General features: G+C 67.0%; 18 protein-coding genes. 4 read left to right on the top strand and 14 right to left on the bottom strand.

Features of this window, described 5'->3' with window-relative positions; genetic code table 11:
- Nucleotides 1-8: 8 nt before the first annotated feature.
- From ICN82_RS03430 to ICN82_RS03380, 11 genes are all read right to left on the bottom strand, one after another.
- Nucleotides 9-1,622: an HAL/PAL/TAL family ammonia-lyase gene (locus tag ICN82_RS03430; protein ID WP_193179636.1), complete on the bottom strand. Its 1,614-nt coding sequence runs from the start codon at nucleotides 1,620-1,622 to the stop codon at nucleotides 9-11.
- A gap of 75 nt (nucleotides 1,623-1,697) precedes the next feature.
- Nucleotides 1,698-3,014, bottom strand: a complete 1,317-nt coding sequence (locus ICN82_RS03425; protein WP_193179634.1) for a TRAP transporter large permease — start codon at nucleotides 3,012-3,014, stop codon at nucleotides 1,698-1,700.
- Nucleotides 3,007-3,561 carry a TRAP transporter small permease gene (locus ICN82_RS03420; protein ID WP_193179632.1) on the bottom strand — a complete coding sequence of 185 codons (555 nt, stop codon included), beginning with the start codon at nucleotides 3,559-3,561 and terminating at the stop codon, nucleotides 3,007-3,009. The genes ICN82_RS03425 and ICN82_RS03420 overlap by 8 nt, the downstream gene beginning before the upstream one ends.
- Entirely contained in the window at nucleotides 3,558-4,604 is a 1,047-nt protein-coding gene (locus tag ICN82_RS03415; protein WP_193179630.1) for a TRAP transporter substrate-binding protein, read from the bottom strand. The genes ICN82_RS03420 and ICN82_RS03415 overlap by 4 nt, the downstream gene beginning before the upstream one ends.
- 67 nt (nucleotides 4,605-4,671) lie before the next feature.
- Nucleotides 4,672-6,093 carry a UbiD family decarboxylase gene (locus tag ICN82_RS03410; RefSeq protein WP_193179629.1) on the bottom strand — a complete coding sequence of 474 codons (1,422 nt, stop codon included), beginning with the start codon at nucleotides 6,091-6,093 and terminating at the stop codon, nucleotides 4,672-4,674.
- 18 nt (nucleotides 6,094-6,111) lie between these two features.
- Nucleotides 6,112-7,377, bottom strand: coding sequence for a Zn-dependent hydrolase (locus ICN82_RS03405; protein ID WP_193179628.1), 1,266 nt, complete (start codon nucleotides 7,375-7,377; stop codon nucleotides 6,112-6,114).
- Nucleotides 7,374-8,756, bottom strand: coding sequence for a dihydroorotase (locus ICN82_RS03400; RefSeq protein WP_193179627.1), 1,383 nt, complete (start codon nucleotides 8,754-8,756; stop codon nucleotides 7,374-7,376). The genes ICN82_RS03405 and ICN82_RS03400 overlap by 4 nt, the downstream gene beginning before the upstream one ends.
- Nucleotides 8,757-9,483: 727 nt before the next feature.
- A complete protein-coding gene (locus tag ICN82_RS03395; RefSeq protein WP_193179626.1) occupies nucleotides 9,484-10,389 on the bottom strand; it encodes a hypothetical protein in 906 nt (301 codons plus the stop codon).
- A gap of 89 nt (nucleotides 10,390-10,478) precedes the next feature.
- Nucleotides 10,479-11,360, bottom strand: coding sequence for an SDR family NAD(P)-dependent oxidoreductase (locus ICN82_RS03390; protein WP_226898270.1), 882 nt, complete (start codon nucleotides 11,358-11,360; stop codon nucleotides 10,479-10,481).
- 54 nt (nucleotides 11,361-11,414) lie between these two features.
- On the bottom strand, nucleotides 11,415-14,552 hold the full coding sequence (locus ICN82_RS03385) for an efflux RND transporter permease subunit (protein WP_193179622.1): 3,138 nt from the start codon (nucleotides 14,550-14,552) through the stop codon (nucleotides 11,415-11,417).
- Nucleotides 14,549-15,616 carry an efflux RND transporter periplasmic adaptor subunit gene (locus ICN82_RS03380; protein WP_330998956.1) on the bottom strand — a complete coding sequence of 356 codons (1,068 nt, stop codon included), beginning with the start codon at nucleotides 15,614-15,616 and terminating at the stop codon, nucleotides 14,549-14,551. Before ICN82_RS03380 ends, ICN82_RS03385 begins: the two co-directional genes overlap by 4 nt.
- A 190-nt stretch (nucleotides 15,617-15,806) precedes the next feature.
- Here ICN82_RS03380 and ICN82_RS03375 point away from each other — a divergent pair, with 190 nt between their 5' ends.
- From ICN82_RS03375 to ICN82_RS03365, 3 genes are read left to right on the top strand one after another with little or no spacing between them, the layout of a single operon-like run.
- Nucleotides 15,807-16,493, top strand: a complete 687-nt coding sequence (locus ICN82_RS03375) for a response regulator (protein ID WP_193179621.1) — start codon at nucleotides 15,807-15,809, stop codon at nucleotides 16,491-16,493.
- A gap of 1 nt (nucleotide 16,494) precedes the next feature.
- A complete protein-coding gene (locus tag ICN82_RS03370) occupies nucleotides 16,495-17,793 on the top strand; it encodes a HAMP domain-containing sensor histidine kinase (RefSeq protein WP_193179620.1) in 1,299 nt (432 codons plus the stop codon).
- On the top strand, nucleotides 17,786-18,853 hold the full coding sequence (locus ICN82_RS03365; protein WP_193179619.1) for an MBL fold metallo-hydrolase: 1,068 nt from the start codon (nucleotides 17,786-17,788) through the stop codon (nucleotides 18,851-18,853). The genes ICN82_RS03370 and ICN82_RS03365 overlap by 8 nt, the downstream gene beginning before the upstream one ends.
- A gap of 283 nt (nucleotides 18,854-19,136) precedes the next feature.
- Here the strand turns inward: ICN82_RS03365 and ICN82_RS03360 are convergent, their stop codons facing one another.
- On the bottom strand, nucleotides 19,137-19,781 hold the full coding sequence (locus tag ICN82_RS03360) for a hypothetical protein (RefSeq protein WP_193179618.1): 645 nt from the start codon (nucleotides 19,779-19,781) through the stop codon (nucleotides 19,137-19,139).
- 146 nt (nucleotides 19,782-19,927) lie between these two features.
- On the opposite strand from ICN82_RS03360, the gene ICN82_RS03355 reads away from it, so the two are divergent.
- Complete coding sequence (locus ICN82_RS03355) at nucleotides 19,928-20,950, top strand: nucleotidyltransferase family protein (RefSeq protein WP_193179617.1); 1,023 nt, start codon at nucleotides 19,928-19,930, stop codon at nucleotides 20,948-20,950.
- A gap of 77 nt (nucleotides 20,951-21,027) precedes the next feature.
- Here ICN82_RS03355 and ICN82_RS03350 read toward each other — a convergent pair whose 3' ends face one another.
- Complete coding sequence (locus tag ICN82_RS03350) at nucleotides 21,028-22,080, bottom strand: ParB N-terminal domain-containing protein (protein ID WP_193179616.1); 1,053 nt, start codon at nucleotides 22,078-22,080, stop codon at nucleotides 21,028-21,030.
- A gap of 1 nt (nucleotide 22,081) precedes the next feature.
- Nucleotides 22,082-22,721: AAA family ATPase (locus ICN82_RS03345; RefSeq protein WP_193179615.1), on the bottom strand; the 640-nt coding region annotated here is incomplete at its 5' end.

The following is a 22,721-nucleotide window of genomic DNA, read 5'->3' as shown; positions in this document are numbered from 1 at the left end:
CGCCATGATCAGTTGAGCGCGCCGATGGCCGCTTCGACCGCGTCGAGGATTTCGCCCGACTCCGCCAGGGCCAGCGCGGGGATGCGCTGGTTCGGCATGTAGCTGTCTTCCTGCTGGAACGGGACCTTCGAGGACATCACGTCATAGGCAACCTGGCTGCCCTTGCCGAGCTTGTAATCGGCCAGGACGTCCTGGGTCAGGAAGATGGCGCGCGCGGCCAGGAGATACTCGACACCGATGATTTTCGGCATGTTGTCGAGGACCTGCTGGGCCTTGCGGCAGGACCATGCGGCCATGGAAACGTGGTCTTCCTGGCTCGACTTGGTCGGGATGGTGTCAACGACCGAGGGGAAACCCAGCGTCTTGTTCTCGGAGGCGACCGCCGCGGCCGAGGTCGCGATGATGCCGTAGCCGTAGTTCAGGCCGATCGGCTTGCCCGCGAGGTTCGGCGGCAGACCGTAGTTCAGGGTCACGTCGTTCAGGGCGAACAGCCGGCGCTCCGAGATGTTGCCGATCTCGATCAGCGCCATCGCCGCGAGATCCATCGCGAAGGCGATCGGTTCGCAGTGGAAATTGCCGCCGGACATGAATTCCAGCGCGCCCAGTTCGTTCCAGAAGACGAGCGGGTTGTCCGTGGCCGCGTTCAATTCGCGGGAGACGAGGGTCTTGGCGTGCTCGATCTGGTCACGGCAGGACCCGTGGACCTGCGGCAGGCAGCGGAAGGAGTACTGGTCCTGGACCCGCGGCGCATGGGTCGGGTGCAGGATGTCGTCTTCCAGATGCACCGCGCGGGAGGCTTCGGTGGTGCGCCTGGAGCCTTCGATGATCTTGCGGATGTTCTCCGCCGCGTTGATCTGGCCCGGCTGCTTGCGCGCGGAGTGGATGCGCGGGTCGAAAGCGGCCTGCTCGCCGCGGATGGCTTCCAGCGACAGCGCGCCTGCGGTGTCCGCGACCTTCATCATCCGCTCTGCATCCCACAGGGTCAGGGCGGCCATGCCGGCGCACAGGGAGTTGCCGTTGATCAGCGCCAGGCAGTCCTTGGCTTCCAGGTCGAAGGCAACCGGGGAAATGCCGGCTTTCTCCAGCGCTTCCGGGGCGGTCATCGTGACGCCTTCGTAGATGGCTTCGGCTTCGTGGTAGCCCACGAGCACCGAGACCATGTGCGCCAGCGGTGCGAGGTCCCCCGATGCGCCGACGGAACCCTGGATCGGAACGATCGGGGTGACGCCCTTGTTGATCATCTCGATCAGGCGCTCGACGACTTCGACGCGCAAGCCCGAGACGCCCAGGCAGAAGGCGTTGACGCGAACGACCATCATGGCGCGCACGATCTCGACCGAAGCGGGCTCGCCGAAGCCCGAGCAATGCGACAGGATGATGTTCTTCTGGAAGCGGGCGTTGTCCGCCTGGCTGATCTTGTAATCCTTCAGCTTGCCGACGCCGGTGTTGAAACCATAGGTCGCCGGGGCGTTCTCGGTCAGCCAGTTCTCTTCGATGTAGTTGCGGACCTTGACGATTTCGGTCCGGGATTCAGGGGCCAGTTCGACCTTCACGCCGTCGCGTGCGACGCGAACCACGTCCTCGATCGTGAGGCTGTCGCCATCGAGAATAATCGCAGTCATCAGTTTTCCTTTCTGTGTCCCCTCGAGGGACGTCTTGTTCTGGATTTCGGGGAGCCAGGGAGGGGTGTTCGTTGCTCAGAGCAGCCCGGTCAGCCACAAGGCGAGGCCGGGGATGAAGAGGACCAGCAGGATCCGCAGGATATCCATCAGGTAGAAGCCAAGGACCCCCAGGTAGGTTTGCTGGATCGGCACGTCCTTCGCGATCGAGTTGATCAGGAAGAGGTTCATGCCGAATGGCGGAGAGATCATGCCCGTCTCGACGCTCATCAGGACGAGGATGCCGAACCAGATGAGCACCGCATCGGAGGGCATGCCGAAATCGAGCCCGGTCATCACCGGCACGAAGACCGGCAGCGTCAGCAGGACCATGGCAAGGCTTTCCATGAAGCAGCCCAGCACGATGTAGATCAGCAGCAGGCACAGCAGGATCACGATCGGCGGGAGGTCGAAACCCGAGATGGCCCGGGTGATCTGGTTGGGCAGCTGCGACAGGGCCAGCGCGGCCGAGAAGAGCTCGGCTGCGAACATGATGAGGAACATCATGGCCGAGGTGATGCCGGCGGCCAGCACGCTGTCGACGAAGCCTTTCCAGCGCAGGCCGCCGGTGAAGATCGCCAGGATCAGCGTGGCGAAGGCGCCCACCGCTGCCCCGTCCGTCGGAGAGAACCAGCCCAGGTAGATGCCCAGCACGACCACGGCGAAGACAACGACGATGGGCCAAACCGACCTGGTCGTGCGGACCCGCTCGCCCCAGCTTGCCCTGGGGACAGAAGGCGCCGCCTCGGGCTTGAAAATCGCCCAGATGGTGACGACGGCCGCATATTGCAGCACTGCCAGCAGCCCCGGCAGCAGTGCCGCGATGAACAGCAGGCCGACGGATTGCTCGGTGTAGATCGCATAGATCACCAGGATGACCGAGGGCGGGATCAGGATGCCCAGGGTGCCGCCGCCTGCAAGGGTGCCGGTGGCCAGCGAGGGGGCATAGCCCATCTTGCGCATCTCCGGCAGGGCCACCTTGGACATGGTCGCGGCCGTGGCCAGCGAAGAGCCCGAGATCGCGCCGAAGGCCGCGCAGCCGCCGATCGTGGCGACCGCAAGCCCGCCGCGCCAATGGCCAAGCCAGGCCCGTGCACAGGCAAACAGCCGCGAGTTCATGCCGCCGCGGGTGGCGAATTCGCCCATCAGCAGGAAGAAGGGCAGCACCGACAGCTGGTAGCTGGCGAATTTCGAGAAGGTCTGCGACTTCAGCGTGCTCAGCAGCGCCCCCTGCCCGGTGATCATGACGTAGCCCGCCATGCCGGCCAGCAGCATGGCGCCGGCCACGGTCATGCGCAGGGCGATCAGGATCAGCGCCGCGGCAAACATCAGGAGCCCGATGTCGAACTTATCCATCGATGTGCTCCCTTTCTTCGGAGGCCGCGGGCGGCTGAATGCCGAGGAAGACGCGCAGGGACGTCCAGGTGGTGTAGAGGATGACGACGACCCAGACCGTGCAGGCGATGGCGCCCACCAGGTAGGTCGGCCATTCCGGCAAGCTCAGGAACATCGACTGCTTGTTGCGGTCCCAGGCCGAAAGGCCGCCGACGTAGAGACGCCAGGTCAGCAGGGCCGCCACCAGCGCGAAGACCAGGGTCATGATGACATCGGCCAGGTTGCGCATCGCCGGAGGCAGCGGTTTCGAGAAGTAGTCGACGACGATGTTCGCGCCCTTCAGGTGGGTGGGGGCGAGAAAGCAGAAGATCGACGCCCCGATCAGCAACTCGACGATTTCGTCCGCCCCCAGGATCGGAGCGCCGAAGACGTTGCCGATCACGTGGACCACCAGGGTCATCATGGCGGCGATCATGAAGACGCCGCCGATCAGACCAAGCCAGTGGCTCAGGCGGGCGAGGCCCTGACCGATACGGTCATACAGGGCCTTGCCGTGGTGCTCGTTCATTCAGGACGACCGTATTTCGCGGTCAGGGCCATGATGTCGTCGAACATCTCCTGGCCGGGCAGGCCGCGCTTGTCCATCTCGTCGATCCAGATCTGGTAGACCGGTCTGACGGCTTCCTTCCACTTCTCGATTTCCTCGTCCGACACCGAGTACAGGACGCCGCCCTCTTCGGAGATCGTGGCCTTGGCGGCATCGGTCAACTTGTCGATGTTCCCGGCGATCTCGACCGACTTGTCGAACCCGATGTTGTCGTCGATGACCTTCTGCAGATCCTCGGGCAGCGCATCGAAGCTGTCCTGGTTCATCAGGACGAAGATCGAGTTCTGATACAGCGGATTCTCCATGTGGTACTTGGAGACTTCCTGCAGCTTGTAGGGGGTCATGATTGCCCAGTTGATGGTCATGCCATCCACCTGGCTGCGCTCGAGCGCCTCGTATGTCTCGCCCAGGGACAGGCCGACCGGGGTGCCGCCAAGCGCCTTGACGGCTTCGCCGGTGTAGCGGCCGGGGGCGCGCAGCTTCAGGCCCTTCATGTCATCCATGGACTCGATCTGCGTTTCGGTCGTGTGGATCACGGCCGCGTCGGTGCCGTGCATGTGCAGGATCTTGATGCCCTTGAATTCGTTATCCAGCAGGTACTTGTTGGTGAAGTCCAGCAGAGCGGCGGTCTGGCCCTGCGAGGTGCCGACATTGGTGAAGGGCATGTCCATGCCTTCCAGGCCGGAGAAGCGGCCGGGGGTCAGGCCGGGGATCGCGACAATGATGTCGACCACCTGGTCTTCCATCTGCTCGACCAGGTCCGAGGCGGAACCGCCCAGCTGCATCGAGGGGTAGAATTCCATCTTCAGCCTGCCGCCGGACTGTTCCTCGACCGCCTCGATGAACGGCAGCACCATGTTGATGGCTTCCGGCGCCTGCGGGCCGGAGAAGCTGTGGATCTTCAGCGTGTAGGCATCCTGTGCCTTGGCAGCGGCGCCGAGGAGGGTGGTCGCGGCAGCGGCCGCGGCAAGCGCGGTGAACTGGCGGCGCGTGGTCTTGATCATGGTCTAATCCCTGTCTTGGTTCTTGTCATGATGTCCCCTCCCCTGACGGTTCTCCCCCGACGTCCGGCTAGGCGTCGGTCCCATCCGTTTCGGCAGCCGTCCGCGCGCCGGCACGGATGCGGGCAACGATATCGGCGGTCGCGGCATAGGCGTCCTCGGGCGGCAGCGCAGGCGTCCAGTCCGGGCGGTCCTCGGCGCGGCGCGTCGCCACGAAGCCGTAATTGGTGATCGTGCCGCCCAGCTTCATCGGCTCCGAGCGGTCGGTGCGCATGTCGGGAACGATCACGATATCGCGCTCGGCCCGCATGCGGGTCATGACGGCGGTGCGCACGGCGAATTCGTCCCAGGGGTCCACGTCTTCGTCGACCACGATGACGTGCTTGACCAGGTTGACGGCCGACAGCGCGCCCAGGATCGCCTTCTTCGGATCGCCCGGATGGTGGCCCTCGGCCAGGGTCACGACGCAGGACAAGCGGCCGCAGCCGGAGTTGTCGACCGCCACGCGCTTCACCGCCGGGATGATGCCCTTCAGCAGGCTCTCGAGACCGGCCGCGATCGAGACGCCGCCGATCAGCAGGTGCTCGATGTGGAAGCCGGGGACGATGGCCTGATACACCGGCTTCCTGCGGGTGGTGATCTTCTTGATCCGCACCAGCTGGCCGGGCCCGTAATCCTCGTACATGCCGTGATACTCGGAGACGGGGCCTTCGTGCACGCGCGCTTCGGGGTCGATGACGCCTTCGATCACGATCTCGCAGTCGGCCGGCACCAGCATCTCGGGCGCGGTCTTCGCGCGGACGCATTTGACCGGCGCGCCGTCCATGGCCCCCGCGATCTCCATCTCGTCGTCGCCCATCTTCAGGTACAGGGCCGCCGCCAGCAACACCGAGGGAGAGTTGCCCAGGGTGATCGCGATCGGCTGCTCTTCACCGCGCGCGGCGGCCTTGCGGGCCATGACCGCCAAGTGGTGGTTCGGCGCGATGCCGATCAGCGCGGTATCGGGCCCTTCGGGGCGCAGCCGGGCATAGGAGAGGTTGGCGATGCCGGTTTCGCCGTCAACGCCGACGATGCAGCCTGCGGTGATGTAGGGGCCGCCCTCTTTCTCGAAGAAGCGGGGGATCGGCAGCTTGGTCAGGTCCGCGCCCAGATCGACTTCTTGGCAGGCGCCGGTCTCGACGACCTCGGGGGCGACGGGGCGGCCGATGGCATCGGTGATGGCGGTCGGCAGGTCGGCGCGGGTCAGGCCCAGGCCAAGCGCCACGCGGTCGATGGAGTTCAGGATGTTGGCCACAACCGGAATGCCGGTCGCGCCGGTATCGGTGAAGATCGTCGCCGGACCGTCATGGGTGGCAGAGGCGATGGCGGCCAGTTCGAACCCGTCGGGATCGACCGGCGTCGCGATCTCGGCCAGTTCATTCGCCTGCTCCAGCTGCGCAAGGAAGCTGCGGAAGGTGTTCTTTTCCTGGGCGTAGCTCTCGGGAAGGGTCATGGGTCGTCTTTCTCGTCCTCAGGCCTTGTCGGCCAGCAAAAGGGTGTCCAGCAGGCAGGTGGCGCCCTGCGCCATCTGGGCCGGGTCCGTCCATTCCTCGGGGCAGTGGCTCTGCCCCTTCCTGGACGGTACGAAGATCATCGCCGCCGGGGCGACCTGGGAGAGGAACACCGTGTCATGGCCAGCGCCGGAGGCCAGATCCCGGGTCGAGACCTGCCGTTCGCCCGCGGCCTGGCTGATCGCGGCGCGCAGTCCCGGCGCGCAGGCGGCAGGGGCCACGTTGCTGATGCGCTCGAAGCTTTTCAGCCGGCATCCCTCCATCTCGGCGGCGGCTTCGCCGAACTGGCGGTAAAGCTCGACCTGTTCGTTCATCAGCGCGGTGTCCTCGGCGCGGATGTCGATGATCGCCTCGGTCCTGCCCGGCACCACGTTCGCGCCGCCCGGCAGGATGTTCACCACCCCGATGGTGGCGACGAAATGGCCCCGGCCTGCCGCCGCGGCGGCGACGGCGGCATCGCGCATGCGCAGCTGGAACCGCGCCAGCGCCATGCTGGCATCGGCCCGCATCGACATCAGCGTGGTGCCCGCGTGGCCCGCTTCGCCCTCGAAGGCCAGCTTGACGCGGCTGATCCCGGCAATGCCGGTGACCACACCCAGGGCGATGCCCTCGGCCTCCAGCACCGGGCCCTGCTCGATATGCAGCTCCACAAAGCCGGTGATGTCGTCGCGCCGGGCGCTCTTGAGCTCTGCGACATTGCCGCCGATACGGTCGATGGCATCGGCCAGCGTCTCGCCCCCCGGCCCCGTCAAGGCCAGTTCCTTTTCACCCAGCGCCCCGGCCATGCCGCGGCTGCCGACGCAGGAGAGGCCCCATTCGCTGGGTTCCTCCGCCAGGAAGTCGACCAGCTCGATGGTGTGGCGCGGCGTGTAGCCGGCCGCGCGCATGGCGCGGATCGCGGCCAGACCCGCCAGCACCCCGCCGATCCCGTCGAAACGCCCGCCATCGGGCACGGTGTCGCTGTGCGACCCGGTCATCAGCACGCCCGGATCCGCGGCAGCGGCTTCCGTCCCCTCGAGCCGGCCGATCAGGTTCCCGGCCGCATCGATGCGGCAAGCCAGCCCCTCCGCCTCGAAGGCACGGATCAGCCAGTCCCGGCCCTCGAGGAAGCGCGCCGAGAAGGATCGCCGTGTATAGGGGCGGTCGGGGTCGGTGATCGCAGCCAGGGCCTCGATGTCGGCCCACAAGCGGTCAGCGTCGATTTCGGGGCGCATGGTCCGGGTCATTCCGCTGCCTGATCCAGCGCCAGCGGCAGGCGCGGCTTGATCCATTCGCCCCGGCCCGGTTCCGCCAGCACCTCGGAGCCGTCGAAGACCAGTTCGCCACGCAGGTAGGTCGCGACGACCTTGTGGCGGATGGTGCGGCCCTCGTAGGGGCTCCAGCCGACGACGTTGTGACCGGACGCTGCGGCATCGTAGACGCGCGGCCGGTCGACATAGACGGCGATGTCTGCATCGGCGCCGGGCGCCAGGACGCCCTTGCGGTCGGCGATGCGGAAAAGCCGGGCGGGATTGCCCGACAGCAGCCTGGCGGCATGGGTCAGCGGCAGGCCGCGTTCGACCAGGCCGTCCAGCAGCAGCGCACCCATCACTTCCAGACCCGGCATGCCCGAAGCGTTTTCCAGCATGTTGGCGGAGGATTTGCGATCGAGGCTCCAGGAGACATGGTCGGTGGAGACGACGGTGATATTGCCCTTCGCCAGGTGATCCCACAGGGCTTCACGCTCGGCGCGCGGACGGATCGGCGGGTTGCACTTTGCCTTGCCCACCAGCCGCGCGACGTCCTCTTCCTCGCAGCAGACGAGATAGTGGATGCAGGCTTCGATGGTCGCGTCCACGCCTTGCGCGCGGTAGCTCTGCGCCATCTCGTAGCCGCGGCCCAGCGAGCAATGCACGATGTGACCACGGGCACCGGTGGATTTGGAAATCTCGTAGACCTCGGCGATGGCCAGCGTCTCGGCGATGGCGGGACGCGAGGCGCCGTGGGCGCGGTAGTCGGTCACGCCCGAGGCATTGACGGCCCGGGTTGCCGCTTCGACGACTTCCTGGTTCTCGTTGTGGACGCCCGCGATCAGCCCGGTCCTGGCCACCGCGGCGAAAGCTTCGTGCAGCATCGGGGTGGTGATGCGCGGGAAGCGCTCCGGGTGGGTCTCGAAGGTCGAGAACTTGAAGGCCGCCGCCCCGGCCGCGGCCATGGCGGCAACCTTGCTGGCACCGTGCAGCGGGTTGATCGTGGCATAGAGCGCGAAATCGACCCGCGACTGTTCAGCCGCTTCACCGGCCTTTTCGCGCAGCATCTCGGGGGTCGAGATCAGCTTGCCCTGATCATAGGGCATGTCGACGATGGTGGTGACACCACCGGCTGCGGCCGCGCGCGAGGACCAGATGAAATCTTCCTGGTCCCCCTGGCTGCGCGAATGCACCTGGGGGTCGATGGCGCCGGGCAGGATCAGCGCGTCGCCATGATCGTCGACCTCGGCCGCGGCCGGCGCCACCCCCTCGCCCACCACCTGGATCTTGCCGTCGCGGATCGCGATGAACCCGTTTTCGATGATCCGGTCCTCGGTGACCAGCCTGCCGCGCACAACCTTGTCGAACTCTGCCATGACGTCCTCGATATTCAACTCGAGGCACAGCTAGCGGGGATCCCACCCTGAACTCAAATTCCAAGAATGCGGAAATCCATGATCTGAGGGAATGGCCTATCAGGCCCGCCAGGCAAGCCGAACCCGGCCGGTGCGGCCCCGATCCGGCCTTCGTTCATGCCCGGGATGGCAAGGGGGGCTCCGCCGGTTTTCCCTCTCCCCGGCCCTTCGCAAACCCCGCCCCCAAGGCCGCGACATGCAGCCTCTCGGATTCCCGATCTTGGGCCTTTACCCCTTCCTGCAATTGGTTTTTTTCCGGATCGGCAATCTGTGGGTCCAGCGCCATCCGGACGGCGCGCCACGGTTTGCCCCCTCCTCGCGACAGCGCCTGGCCGAGGCCGCCCGGGGCCCGAACCCGGCCTCGGACTGTCCCAGACCGGCCCGGTCAAGCATCCCGCAAATCAGCAGCAAGGGCATATCGCTATAAAAATCACGCTGAATCTCAGGGCAATGTCCGAAAATTTCGACCGCGACATAGGCATTCACAGGTCGGCAGAGACCGCAGCGCAGAATTTTCCGGGGCCACGGGGGCGGTCCGTGGGCTGCGCTGCCTCGACATGCGGCGCACCGCCGGGATCGACACGCGCCCCAGCCTATCGCAAGAGATCGAGCATTTCAGCCTTCGTTTGCCTGGCGCCCGGTCGCGGCCCCGCCAATGCAGCGGCCCCCATGGTCCGCCCGGCCGGGATCAGAATGCGATCCTGGCAGCCACGCCGACAAGCGGCGCGGCGTCATAGTCCTCGTCATAGACCTTGCGATCATCCTCGTCATCGAAGGTGATGGAACCCGCCAGGGCGACGCCGGCAAACCCCGAGACCGAGACCCTGTCATTCGGCGACCAGCGCCCGGTCACGACGACGGGAATGGAACTGTCGGTCCCGATGCCGTCCGAGACCGCGTGATCCTCATCCAGCCGGAACTCGAATTGCTCGTAACGGGCCTCGATCCCGAATTCCAGGGCGTCGGATGCATGATGCGCCAGCCGAAGCCCCGGGCCCCGGCTCGCCGCGAAGCCGGAGCCGGTGGAAAGCGACCAGCGTTCGGCGAAGCGCCAGTCGACGATGAGGAAGGGGAAGAAGGCGGTTTCGTCCCGAAGGGTGGATTGCGCGCCAAGAGCGGGACCGAGCATGAGATCGGGTCCGAGGCGCCAGGCCACCCCGGCAAGCAATCCGTAGGACGCCCCCTCGTCGAAATCGACGCCGCTCTCGCCCGCGTAGCTCACGCTCGGCGTCAGGAAGGCGCCGGCCTCTTCGCCCAGGGGGATCCGCATCGGCAGCGACAGGCTGAACTCGTCGATGTCGAGACTGTCCTGTCCCAGCGTATCGCTCCCGAAGTCATAGCCTGTCCGCCCGAACTCCAGCTGCACCCCGATCGACCGGGCGGGAGAGCTGCTCCGGGCGGCTTCGAACCGGGTCACGGCGCGGGACCAGGACATGGAATTGTCATCGCCCAGGTCGGCTTCGCCGGAGGCCGCCGCAGCGGCGATCGCTTCGAATGCGAGGCCGGGATGTTCCTCCGCGCAGGACCTGTCGGGAGCGGCAAGGACAGCAAGGGCGGCCATAAGACCGAGCGGGCAAGCGGTGATGGAGGTCACTTGGAAATCCTTGCAGATGGACGGATGGAACCCGGTGCATTTCGGACAGGCAGGATGGTCATCGGCCGAGCGGCCCGTGCGACGCGACATCACGGCGAGATTCCCGTCATGAGGGCACTTTCATGCCATAGCAGGTCCTGTGCGGCGCGGTCACGCGCGAGTTCGGACGGCTCGGGGAAGGTTGGCCGCCCCCTGACCAGCGAAACGTAGACCTGCCCCTCCGGCGGCCTGATCTTTCCCAGTGCCACATCGGCCAGCATGGCGCCCGAATGTTCGGGCGCATTCATGACGAATTCCGGGCGGACCAGGCCGATGATGGGAAACACCATGCGCATGACGACCGCCAGCAGCGCCTTCTGGATCGCGGGAGCATCCCGGCCGGCGGCGCCGCCGGTCAGGCCCGGATTGAAGGCGACCACGTCGAGGCGCCCTGTCCCGACCGCTCCCAGCCGCGAGAAGGACAGCGCCGTCATCAGGTTGCAGAGCTTCGATGCCGTGTAGCTGCGGATGCCCGCGCCGGACCCCTTCGGCGTCGGATGGGCCCATTCGTCGATATCGAGGGATCCGGGCGCGATCCGCCCGAGCGGCGGATCGTGCATGTTGCTCGAGGTGATCACCAGCCGGCCGCCATCGGCGATGTTCGGAAGCAGGAGCCGGGCGAGAAGGTAATGGGCAAGATGATTGACCGCGAAGGTCAGGCCGAACCCTTCCGCGCTGCGGTCTTCCGCCGCGGAGCCGTGGAGACCGGCATTGAGGATGAGGATGTCGATCCGCGTGCCTGACAGCTCGCCCGCCACGGCGGCGGCAAAGCTGCGCACGCTGGCCAGCGAGGCGAGGTCGAGCGGCAGGATCCTCACGCCCGGCGGCGCGGTCCTTCCGGTGCCGCGCGCCCCGATGATGACCCGCGTCCCCGGTTCGGCCGCGATCTGCCGCACCGCATGGACGCCGAAGCCGCTCGTGGCACCGGTCATCACGACCACGCGTTTTCCGTCATGCCTGTTCATTTGCATCTCCATTTCCGAAGCTCAGCGTTGCCCCTTCGCCGCCCCGCGTTCGAAGGCAAGGACGCCCGAGGGGTCCCCGGTCCCCCGGTCTCCGCCGGTTCTGCCCGACCCGAACCAGCGCGAGATCCGTTTCAGGGCATTCAGGACATCATCGAGGAAGGTGAAGATCATCGGGATGACGATGAGGCTGAGGAAGGTCGAGGTGATCACGCCGCCGATCACAACCAGGGCCATGGGGCGGCGCACGCCGGGATCCCCGCCGGTCAGGCTCAGCGCCACGGGCAGCATCCCGCAGGCCATGGCGATGGTGGTCATCACGATGGGCCGCGCCCGCTTGTGGCAGGCATCGACGATGGCCTCGAAGCGCGGCATGCCGTTGCGGCGCGACATGATCGCGTATTCGACCAGCAGGATCGAATTCTTCGTGACGATCCCCATCAGCATCAGCAGGCCGATGACGACCGGCAGCGAAAACGCCGTCCCGGTGATCAGCAGCGGCACCAGCGCCCCGCCGATCGACAGCGGCAGCGCCATCAGGATGGTGAAGGGCTGCAGGAAATCATGGAAGAGCAGCACGAGAACCGAGTAGATGCAGAAGACCCCGATCGCCATGGCGATCGCGAAGCTCGCGAACAGTTCCGAGGCCTGCTGCAGCTCGCCCTGCTCGACCAGGGTCACGCTGGAGGGAAGGTTCTGGAAGGCCGGCAGCGCCTGCACCTCGGCATAGACATCGCCGAGAACCCGCCCGTTCAGCTCGACAGACAGCGTGACATTGCGCATCCGGTCGATGCGGTCGATCTGCGACGGGCTGCCTCCGATGCGGATATCCGCGACCGATCCAAGATCGACGCTGCCCCGCGCGCCCGTCACGCGCATGGTGCGGATGTCATCGAGGGTCATCCGGGCGTCGGGGCTGAACCGGACCACGATGGGCAGCTGTCGCTGCGGCAGGTTCAGCTTGGGAAGCATCGCGGAATAATCCCCGCCCGTCGCCACGCGCACGGCCTGGGCGATATCGCTTGATGTCACCCCAAGCGCGGCGGCGCGGGCGAAGTCGGGGGTGATCCGGATCTCGGGGGCCTGCCGCGAGGCGGTCGAGGTCACCGCGCCGACGCCGTTCAGCGTGCGAAGCGCATCTTCGAGGGCCACGCTTGCCGCATCCAGCGCCGCCGGATCATCGCCGGCCAGCGTGATGTCGAGCGTCGTGCCATTGCCGCCGGCCCCCACCGCGATCCGGACACCGGGCAGGACGGCCAGCGCCTCGCGGATGTCCTCCTCGACCTGCTGCTGCGTGACGTCGCGATCATGGATCGGTGTCAGCACCGCGGTGATCGTCGCCGCGGCCACGCTGCCCACCGTGGCCGACCCCGGCCCTCCCCCCGACGAGGCCGACCCGATGGAGGTGAAGACATGCGTGACCTCCGGGACCCCGCCGACGATCTGTGCCGCCTTGCGGGCCGTGTCCCCGGTCTGCCCGATGGTCACGCCGGGCTGAAGGGTCAGGTTGATCTGGCTGCGCGCGTCGTCGGCGGCAGGCAGAAACCCCGATTGCAGGAAGGGTATCGTCGCGAAGGACAGCACCAGCGCGACGACCGTGAGCAGCGCGGTGATCCGCCGATGGCGAAGCGAGGCCTTCACCACCGCCATGTAGCCGCGCATGACCGGCCCGTCGCGCGCCTCCGCCGGGCGCGCCTTCATCATATGGGCCGCCATCATCGGCGTCAGCAGCCGCGCCACGACAAGCGAAGCGACCACCGCCACCGCCGCGGTGACCCCGAACTGCCGGAACAGCAGTCCCGGCACGCCGCCCATGAAGGCGGTGGGCAGGAAGACCGCCACCAGCGTGAAGGTCGTCGCGACCACGGCCAGCCCGATCTCGTTCGCGGCCTCCATCGCCGCGTCGAAGGGGCGTTTGCCCATGCGCAGGTGGCGGGCGATGTTCTCGATCTCGACGATCGCGTCATCGACGAGGATGCCGACGACCAGCGACAGCGCCAGCAGCGTGAAGATGTTCAGGCTGAAGCCGAGCAGGTTCATCACCAGGAAGGTCGGAATGACCGAGAGCGGCAGGGCCACCGCCGACAGGAAGGTCGCGCGCCAGTCGCGCAGGAAGAAGAACACCACGACGATGGCCAGTGCCGCGCCCTCGTAGAGCATGTGCATCGACCCCTCGTAGCTTTCGAGGATCGGGCCGACCACGCTATAGGCCTCTTCGATCTCGACGGCCGGATGGGCCGCGGCGAAACCGGCCATGGCCGCCTCGACACCCTCGGCGACGCCGGTATCCGAGAAGCCGTTCGAACGCCTGATCTCGACGGCAATGACCCGCTCGCCATCGAGATAGGCCATCGAGCTGCGATCCGCATGGCTGTCGGAAATCGTCGCGATCTCGCCCAGCCGCACCTGGCCGCCGCCGGCCAGCGGGATGCGCAGCGAATTCAGATCCTCGATGGACGCCACCGTGCCGATGGTGCGCACCGACTGCCGGATGCCGCCGATCTCGCCGACACCGCCCGAGGTGTCGCTTTGCACATCGCCGAGCCGGGCCGAGACGGCGGCGGCCGTGACACCCATCTGCGCCATGATCCGGGGATCGAGATCGACATGCACCTGGCGGTCCATCCCGCCGATGCGGCTGACCTGCCCGACGCCCGGAACCGAAAGCAGCGCCTTGGTCATGTCGTTGTCGACGAACCAGGACAGTTCGGTCTCGTTCAGACGGTCCGAGCGCACCGCGAAGGTGATCAGCGCCGAGTTCTGCAGCGTGACCTTGGTGACACTCGGCGGCTCCATCTGTGCAGGCAGGTCTGACCTGACCGTATCGACGGCATTGCGGACCTCGTTCAGGGCCTCTTCGGTGTCCTTCTCCAGCTTGAACGACACCCGGATCGAGACCGTGCCGTCGGACACCGTGGTGTTGATGTGATCGAGATGGCTGAGGGAGGCGAGGCTGTCCTCGATCACCCGCGCCACTTCGGTTTCAAGCTGGGCCGGCGCCGCCCCGTCGAGCCGCGCGGTCACGCTGATCGTCGGAAGATCCATGTCCGGAAAGTCCTGGATCGCCAGGCCGCGGAAGGCCAGCAAGCCGCCGATGGTCAACAGGGCGAACAGGAGGATCGCGGGAATGGGATTGCGGATCGACCAGGCCGAGACGTTCATTGCCCGGCCTCCGCCACACGCACCAGCACGCCGTCGGACAGAAACGCGCCACCCGAGGCGACGACCCGCGCCGACGGGTCGAGACCCGAGGTGATTTCCACCTCGCCGTCGCGGCGCCGCCCGGTCTCGACCCGCGCGCGCGTGGCCCGGTTGTCGGGGCCGACGGTGAAGAGGTAGTTCAGCCCGTCGCGGAACACGATGGCGGTTTCAGGGACGGTGCGCGCGGGCGTGTCCTGCAGCTCGATGCTGCCGGTCACGTAATGGCCGGGGCGCGGCGGGGTGTCGGCATCAAGGGCGATATAGACGGTTGCCCTGCCGGTGGCGGTATCGACCGTCGGGCTGACCAGCCGGACGGCGCCGCGGAACGCTTCGCCATGCGGCCCCTCGAGCCCGACCGCCAGTCCCTCGGCCAGCAGGGGCAGATCGCGGGCCGAAACCTCCGCCTGCCACTCGATGCGCCCCTGCCGGATCATCCGGAACAGCTCGGTTCCCGGCGACACGACTGCGCCCAGCCTTGCCGCGCGCGAGGTGATGACACCATCGTCGATCGCGGTGATCTCGGTCTGGTCGAGTCTGATCCGCTGGCTTTCCAGCGCGGCCTCTTCCGAGGCGAGGGCCGCCTGCGCCGTCAGTTCGCCCGTCAGGACATCGGTCAGGCTTTGCTGGGATACGGTGCCGGATTCACGCAGTCTTCGCGCCCGGTCGGCATCGGATCTGGCCCGTGTCAGGTTTGCCTTCGCCGTCTCGACGGCCGCCTGCTGGATCCGGATATCGGCGAGGATGCCCTCCTGCGTCAGCCGCACCAGGGGATCGCCCTTGGTCACGCGGCTTCCGACATCGGCGAGGATCTCGGTGATGCGCAGGCCGCCTGCCTCGGATGCGATCACGGCCTCTTGCCAGGGGGCCAGCCAGCCGCTGGCCGGGACGGTCTCGGGCCAGTCGCGCGTCGCCGGGGTCACCAGCGACACGGTCAATGCCGGGGCGTCGGATTGCGCCATCGCGGCGGAGCATATGGCAGATGTCGCGACCGCGGCAGCGGCCAGCAGGGCAAGCAGGGTTTTCACGGTGACGTCCAGGCGGTTCAGGTGACTTCGGCAGGTGACGGGCCACCACCGGCGACCGCCATCCGCGTCGCGACCAGCTGTAGCGAGGTGAACGTCAAGTGCGGTCAAGAGCGTGTAAAGTTCGGTAAAACTTCACGACACCCCGTGCCGGCACGATATGAAGGACGCAACTCAAATGGGGAAAGAGCCTTTGACCAGGATCCTTCTCGTCGATGACGATACCGAATTGACCGCGCTTCTGCAGGAATACCTGTCCGACGAAGGCTTCGGCGTGGCGACCAACACGGACGGTCGCGCGGCCGTTGCCGCGGCCGTGGCCAGCTCGGTCGACCTGATCGTTCTCGACATCATGATGCCCGCCATGAACGGGATCGAGGTGCTGCAACGGATCCGCAGGCAAAGCCAGGTTCCGGTCCTGATGCTGACGGCGCGGGGCGACGATATCGACCGCATTGCCGGGCTGAACCTGGGCGCGGACGATTATGTCCCGAAACCCTGTTCCACCGGCGAACTGGCCGCGCGCGTGCGGGCCATCCTGCGCCGCAGCGGCCAGCCCGCCGGTACGGCCGAGCTGGCCCCGATACGGGCGGGCCGGTTGGTCCTGGACCCCGGCAACAGGACGGCCGAATGGGACGGGCACCTGCTGGATCTCACGGGAACCGAATTCAGCCTGCTCGAGGTCCTGGCCCGCAAGGCAGGTCAGCTCGTATCCAAGCAGGACATCTCGAAACAGGCTTTCGGCAAGCCGCTGACGCCCTATGACCGCCGGATCGACGTCCATATCAGCAGCGTCCGCCACAAGCTGGGATTGCGGCAGGACGGGCAGTCGCGGATCCAGGCCGTGCGCGGCCAGGGCTACCAGCTTTTGCTGGACTGACATGCCGCGTCTGTTCCGAAAGTTCCTCATCACCATATGGCTGACCTTGGCCCTGTCCATCGCCGGCATGACGCTTGTCCTGATGGAGTTCCAGGCCTCGCCGCTGGTGCCGAAGCTCGAACTGCAGAAACGGGAAATCCTGCTGGACCTCGCGCAGCAAACCCTGATCGAGCACGGCGAGGATGAAGTCCGGCAGCTCATCCGGACAAGCAACCGGCTCGACCCTCTGGGGCTTGCCATCGACAGGATCGGGGGCGACTGCGCCGATGCCCCGACCGAGGCCGCCAGGACGGTGCGCGATGGCGCGGCGTGTTTCCGGATCACCCTGCAGCCCTATGACCGGCTCCTTCCGGACAAGGTCGCGCCCATCATGCTTGTCCTCGCCGGATTGCTTGCCAGCCTGCTGGCGGCCGTCCTGCTGGCGCGCTATCTCATCCGGCCGGTCAAGGATCTACGGGACGGGCTGAGCGCGCTGGCCCAGGGACGTTTCGACGTGCGGATCGGCAGGAAGATGACCCGCCGCAATGACGAGATCACCGCCCTCGGGCAGGATTTCGACGTGACTGCCGAACGGCTGCAGGAACACCGCGAGACCCAGCAGCGGCTGTTCCACCACGTCTCGCACGAATTGAGATCGCCCCTGTCGCGGCTGCAGGCGGCGGTGGGGATCCTGCGCAAGAGCCCTGCCCGCCTGGAACCGATGCTCGAGCGGATGGATCGGGAGGTCGAGCGGCTCGATGCACTGGTCGGCGAGATCCTGACCCTTGCGCGCCTGACCGTCCGTTCGGGAGTGCCCTTGCAGACGCAGATGCTGGACGTGATCGACCTGCTGAACGATATTCTCGCCGATGCTGCATTCGAAGGCCAGGATCGGGGCATAAGCATCACGACCGATATCGGCGGCACCTTCCCCGCCGAGGTCGAGGGCGAATTGATCTACCGCGCCTTGGAGAACGTGATCCGCAACGCGGTCCGCCACTCTGCGCCGGGCACGCAGGTCCGGGTCTCCTGCAATGCCGCAACCGACAGGCTTGCCATCGAGGTCACCGACAGCGGGCCGGGCGTCGTTCCCGAAGACCTCGACCGGATCTTCCAGCCGTTTTCCCGCGGCAAGGATGCACAGCACCATGATGGCTACGGGCTTGGCCTCGCCATCGCGCGCCAGGCCGTCGAACGCCACGGCGGAGATGTCCGCGCCGCCCTGCCGGGCGGGGGCGGGCTGGTGATCACCATGGAAATCCCCCGCTACCCGCCCAGACCGGCGGACGCGATCGCCGCAGGTCCGAACCGCGATGACTGATGCCAGACCCGCCCCGTCCCGATTCAGGTCCGCTCATCGAAAGATCGCGTTTCTTCTGCTGACGCTGCTCGGCTGCACGCCAGACCGGACCTATGACACCAGCGACCATTTCAACGGCAAGACGTTCCTCAACCCGACCTTGGCCGATCAGGTGTCGCCCGGCATTTCCGACGTGTTCAGGATGATCCGCGAAGCTCGGCCCGACTGGCCCGCCCGCGCCGAGACGACCGGCGTTCCCCGATTGGCAGAGGACCTGGGTCAGGACGGAATGGCGATTACGTTTGTCAATCACGCGACTTTCCTGATCCAGCTTCCGGGCCTCAACATCCTGACCGACCCGGTCTGGTCCGACCGCGTCAGTCCCGTTGGCTGGTTCGGCCCGAAACGCATCCGGAGGCCGGGGATCGACCTGGACAAGCTTCCCGCCATCGACCTCGTCCTCATCAGCCACAATCACTATGACCACCTCGACACGGCGACACTGAAGACGCTGAACGAGCGGTTCGCGCCGAGCTTCGTCGTGCCGCTCGGCAATGCCGACCTGCTGTCCTCTCTCGGAATCGAGGATGTGCGCGAACTCGACTGGTGGGAAAGCGCGGGCGCGGGCTCCCGCACCCGGGTGATCCTGACACCGGCGCAACATTCCTCGGGCCGGGGCCTCCTTGATCGCGACCGAAGCCTGTGGGGCAGCTTCTACATCAAGGATGGTGATCGCAGCCTGTTCTTCGGTGGCGATGGCGGCTATTCCACCCAGTTCTCCGATATCCGGGAAAGGCTGGGTCCGCCCGAGGTCGCCCTCCTTGGCATCGGCGCCTACGAGCCCCGCTGGTTCATGAAACCGCTCCACATGAACCCCGCCGAGGCCGTGACCGCGCATCGGGACCTTGGCGCCGGAACAAGCATCGGCATGCATTTCGGCACGTTCCAGCTGGCTTCGGAAGGCTTCGCGCAACCGGAACGTGACCTGTCCGAGGCCCTGGACCGGCAAGGCGTCGCCCATGATCGATTTCAGACGATGAAAGAGGGAGAGACCATGCTGCGCCCGCCTCCCCCGAAATAGCGCATGCCGGCTGCGGCGCCATCGCGGCAACGGGCATCATGACCGGTCCGGAGGCGCGCGGAGGACGCCGGCCGGGCCGGATCGCTTCAGGCCGCTGAAAAGACAGGGCATGGCGGCCGGTCACGAAGGCCCGGCAAAAGATGCGACCCCTGTTGCGCCTGCGGCGCCATCCTGATCCGGCGCGAAGGGGCGTCCCTGATCCGCGGCGGATAGAGCGGCATCCGGACCGATGAAGCGCCGCCCCTGCCCCGCTTTCCGATGTCCGGTAATATGCGGCAATGCCTCACCCGGAAATGGCAGCCGGGATCGCCGGCGCGGGGACGGCGCCATGGTGCAACAGCCGCGCCTGGGCCGCCAGGGCGGCCCGGACGTGATCCAGCGCCTCTGCCGAACCCTTCCGGCGGCGCAGCTTGCGGGACAGTCCGGACCTGGGATTAGCCGCCTCCCCGGCCAGCGACAGAAGCGTGATCTCGGCCAGCCGGTGCAGCAGGTGATCGGCCGCATCGCCCCCGCCCCCGCGCGGCAGCATCCCGGGGCTGCAGCAATCCTGCAGCAGATCCCAGATCATCCCGCCGCGGCCGGATTGCCGCGCCAGCGCCAGGCAGCGATCCGTGGCCTCGCCCAGTTCCTCGCGCAGCTCGGCAAAGGCGATGGCCGCCCCCGCCGGCGCGGTCCGGCCCAGCCGCAGCACCTGCACCCCGTCGGGCAGGCAGCGCAGCGAAAGCGCCTCCAGCTCCAGCCCGAAGCGCGGGCGCCGCCCGGAATGCAGGTCGCAGATCTCGGCAAAGGCGATCAGGCGCGACAGGCCAGGGCGCGAGAGGTCGCAGGACAGCCGCGAGATCCCCGGTTCCCCGGGCTTGCGGTAGATGAAGGACAGCCGCGCGGTGCCGTCGTCGCGCAGGGCGAGGGAGAAGCTCTTGGGTGCCATGATCCCGATATACGCGTCGCACGGGCGGCTTCAACCGGATCCGCATCCCCGGTTTCCGGGGGATGTGCAGCACTTGAAAAATCGCTGCACACCTGCATGATGTGCAGCATGGATTCTTATGCTGCACACAGGATGCAACCCCGGCCATGACGATGCCCTCCCTCTCCCGCGCGGCCCAGGCGGCCTATCAGGACCTGCTTCGGCTGCAGCTCGACGAGGCAGCCGCCGGTCATGTCGGCAGCCTCGAGGCCAGGCCGCGCAATGGCCGGGTCTATCTCTATGACAAGTTCCGCATCGGGACCGAGATGAAAAGCCGCTATCTCGGCGAGGACAGCCCGGCCCTGCGGGCGCGGCTCGCCGGGGCGGAAGGGCTGCGCGCCGGGGCGCAGGAGCGGCGCAGGACCATGGCCCGGCTGGCGCGGATCCTCCGTGCCGAGGGGCTGATCACGGCGGACCGGGAGACGGGATCCATGCTGCTGGCCTTCGCCCGTGCCGGGCTTTTCCGGCTGGGCGGCACCCTGATCGGCACCGCGGCCTACGGCCTCTATCAGGGCGAGCTTGGGCTGCGCTTCTCCATGGACGAGCTGGCGCAGACCGGCGATGTCGACGTCGCCAGTTTCGAACGGCTGTCCATCGCGCTGGAGGACCGGGTCGAGGAAACGCCGGACACGATCCTGCGGGCCCTGAAATTCGAGCCCGTGCCCGGCATCCATGACAGGCAGGTCTGGCGCTGGCGGCAGAGCCGGGGCGCCGCCATGGTCGAGTTCCTGACCCCCGCCTTCGGAGAGGAGACCGTCCGTCCCCTGCCCGCCCTCGGCGTCAGCGCCCAAGCGCTGCACTATCTCAACTACCTCATCGCCGATCCGATCCAGGCCCTGGTCCTCTACCGCTCCGGCGTGCTGGTGCAGGTTCCGCGCCCCGAACGTTTCGCCATCCACAAGCTGATCGTCGCCGATCGCCGCCGCGGCGGACCGGACCAGGCCAAGTCGCGCAAGGATCTCGGGCAGGCGGCCTTCCTCATCGCGGCGCTGGCGGAGGACCGGCCCGACGATCTGGCCCTGGCGCTGGAAGAGGCGCTGTCGCGCGGGCCGCGCTGGCGGGCCCGCATCGGGGCCAGCCTGGACCGCCTTCCGGAAACGGCGGCACGCCTGCGCGGATTGGAGGGATGACCCCGTCCCGCACCGGGATTTAACGGCCGTTAAATCCCGGCATCCGCAGCGCCCGGCCGGTTTAACGGCCGTTAAACTCAGCCCTGGTTTTCCCCGCGCAGCACCGCCTCGAAGGCACGCCAGGCCTCTTCCAGAACCTCGCGGGGCACCTCGGCGTAATCCACCGGCGCCTTGATGCGGATCTCGCCCCGGCGGGCAGTCAGTTTCGCCTGCCCCATGCGGAACTCGGTCTTGGCGGCCCCGGACCGGGCCGATCCCCGCGGATCCGGACGCCGTTCGACCCGCTCGACGAAGTCGCGCAGGATCTTCTGCTGGGCCGATGGATCCTCGGCCTCATCCAGCGCCTTGCGCAACCCGGCAAGGTTGTCGTCGCTCAGCGCCCGCGCGACCTGGACGCCCAGGTCGCGGGCCAGGGAGCGCGCATCGATCAGGCTGTCGCCCAGCAGCTGCAGGAGCCGGGCGAAGGCATTGATATAGGAGCGCTGCGCCGGGCTCTGCGCGTGATAGAGCCGGTTGATCGCCGCGCGCAGATCGGGCGTCCCCGCCTCGGGATCGGCCGCCACAGCCATCGCCAGCCCCGCCATCTCGGCCAGGGACAGGTTCTTGCGCACCACGTTTTCCGTGACCATGTCGACATAGCGGTCCATGCGGCCATGGGCGGAAACCTGAACCTTCGCCATGACCAGCGAAAACCGGTCCTCCCCGGTCTCCTCGAACAGCATCCGCAAGGCGTTCAGCCGCCGCCAGCCGGAGGTCAGCGAATAGCCCTCCTCGGTCTGCTGCACCGCGATCGGCTCCTTCTGGCCGAGAACGCGGATCGACTGCTTCAGCTCCTCCATCTCGGGGCTCTTCAGCTCTTCCGCCAGATTGGAACGGTCGCGCGCCAGGTCCTCGGCCCGCACCAGATCCAGCGGCAGGCGCAGCAGGATCAGGCCTTCCTCCATCGCGGACCGCCATTGCCGCGCCTCCTCGGCATTGCGCTTGCGCTGCTGGCGCAGGTCCTCCTCGGCCTTGTCCAGCGTCTGCGCGGTCTCGCGGATCGCGGTGCTCATCGGGCCGGGTTTCGCCTCGGCCTGGGCCGCCTTGCGGGCCGAGACGCCCGGGACGATATCGAATTTGGACTTCGCCATCTCAGCCTGCCTTCCTTGCCGGTTTCGCCTGATCCGGCCAGACCGACAGGATCGTGTCGCGGAATTCCGCGTAGGCGTCGTCGAAACTCTTGCGCGCGCGTTTCCAGGTGTCGCGGGTCATCTCCCGGTAATCCTGTTCATAGATCGAGTTCTGGAACCGCCCGGACTGTTCGACCGCGCGGGTCATCTCGATGGAATGCGCGCAGACCCGCCCGTCAAAGACATTGTGGAAGGCGCGCTTCATCGCCTCGTGCAGTTCGTTGGAGGGCTCGAACCGGGTCATCAGCACCCGGATGGCGAGGAACTTCTTGGGCAGGGCCAGCCGCGCGCCCGCCGCATGGGAGGCATAGCCCGCCGAGATATCCTCCATCGCGGTGGCCAGCTGGCCGAGGAAGGACGTCGTGGAATCGTATTCCCAGTAGCCGGGCCCGGAGGGGATATAGAGCACGTCCGCCGCGAAGGTGGCATTCAGCGACTGATAGCCGATGGCCGGCGGGCAGTCGAAGATGATCAGGTCGTATTCGTCATCCGGCAGCTCGTCGAGATAGCGCGAGACACAGCCGAAGAAGGTCCAGCCCGGATGCAGGTTGCGATACTGCGCCGAGGCGAATTCCACGAAGGCGGCGTTGGCGCAGGAGGGG

The organism is Mangrovicoccus algicola (assembly GCF_014903745.1).
GTDB lineage: Bacteria > Pseudomonadota > Alphaproteobacteria > Rhodobacterales > Rhodobacteraceae > Mangrovicoccus > Mangrovicoccus algicola.
The sequence above is the reverse complement of the archived record's forward strand: the minus strand, read 5'-3'. Positions and strand labels throughout refer to the sequence as shown.